The sequence below is a fragment of the Rhodococcus sp. NPDC059969 genome, from assembly GCF_042738325.1.
GTDB lineage: Bacteria > Actinomycetota > Actinomycetes > Mycobacteriales > Mycobacteriaceae > Rhodococcus_F.
Genome location: NZ_JBHWUF010000037.1, coordinates 1 through 1591, shown reverse-complemented (window position 1 = coordinate 1591; position 1591 = coordinate 1). Strand labels below are relative to the sequence as shown.

Below are 1591 nucleotides of genomic sequence, written 5' to 3'. Positions count from 1 at the left end.
ACCGGAGCCCGGAACACCGCAACCTCGAACACCGGCTCCGGCAACAACTTCCGATCCAACTTCCCCGAAGCATTGAGCGGAAACGCATCCAACACCATGATCTGCGACGGCACCATATACGACGGCAACACCGCACCCAACGAATCCACCAGTGCCGCAGCATCAACCACCGCACCCGACGCCGGCACCACATACCCCACCAACTGATCACCGGTCACCGTCGACACCACAGCCACCGACGACACAGACACCGACACATCAGCCACCAACGCCGACTCGATCTCCCCCAACTCGATCCGCTGACCACGGAACTTCACCTGAAAATCGGTACGACCGATGTACTCGAGCTCACCCGACACACCCCACCGCACCAAGTCCCCCGTGCGATACATACGATCGCCACCACTGCCATCAGTGAACGGATTCGCCACGAACCGATCCGCCGACAAATCCGGACGAGAAACATACCCACGAGCCAACTGATCACCCGCAAGATACAACTCACCCGCAACACCCACCGGCACCGGACGCAAACGAGAATCCAACACGAAAACCTGCGAATTCCACTGCGGCACACCAATAGAAACCACACCACCATCGACGGCGCCCGTCACATCCGCGAACGTGATCGACACCGCAGCCTCGGTCGGACCATACAAGTTGTGAACCCGCGCACCCGACACCACACCGAAATCACGCACCGCCTGCGCCGGCAACGCCTCACCGATGACGAACACATCACGCAACGAACCCAACAACTCCGCAGACACCGCACCCGCGAACACCGACAACATCGTCGGCACGAAATCCGTCACCGTCACACCCTGATCAGCGATCACCGACGCCAAATACCCCGGATCCCGATGACCGTCATGCGTGGCCACCACCAACCGAGCACCCACCGCCAACGGCAAGAAGAACCCCCACAACGACACATCGAACGTCGTCGCAGTCTTCTGCAAATACACATCCGACCCAGTCAGAACATACTGACCCTGCATCCACGCCATCTGATTGACGATCGCCTCATGCGAAACCGCCACACCCTTCGGCTTCCCCGTCGACCCCGACGTGAAAATCACATACGCAGCATTCGAACCCCGCAACGGCGCAACACGATCCACATCCAACACCGGCGCATCCGAGAACCCGGACACATCCAACTCGTCAATCAACACCACATCGAACTCACCCGGCAACACCACACCGTCACCAGCAGTGGACAACACACACACCGGCGCCGCAGTACCGAGAATATGACCATTGCGCTCGACCGGATGATCCGGATCCAACGGCACATACGCCCCACCCGCAGCAACCACCGCATACATACCCACCACAAGATCAACCGACCGACGCATCGCCAACGCCACCAACGACTCCGGCCCCACACCCACCGAAACCAAATACCGCGCAAGGCGATTCACCCGAGACCCGAACTCCGCATACGACAGCGAAACACCCTCGAACGAGAGCGCCACCGCATCCGGAGACGCCGCCACCTGCGCAACAAACCCGTCGAGCAACAAAGCACCAACAGTCAACTCGTGAACAGTGTCATTGACCGCCACCAACACCTGCGAACGCTCGT

Annotated in this window: 1 protein-coding gene; it reads right to left on the bottom strand. The window is 59.8% G+C overall.

What is annotated here, in order from left to right:
• The coding region (locus ACFWAD_RS29875; protein WP_378550464.1) for an amino acid adenylation domain-containing protein at nucleotides 1-1591 on the bottom strand (1591 nt) is incomplete at both ends.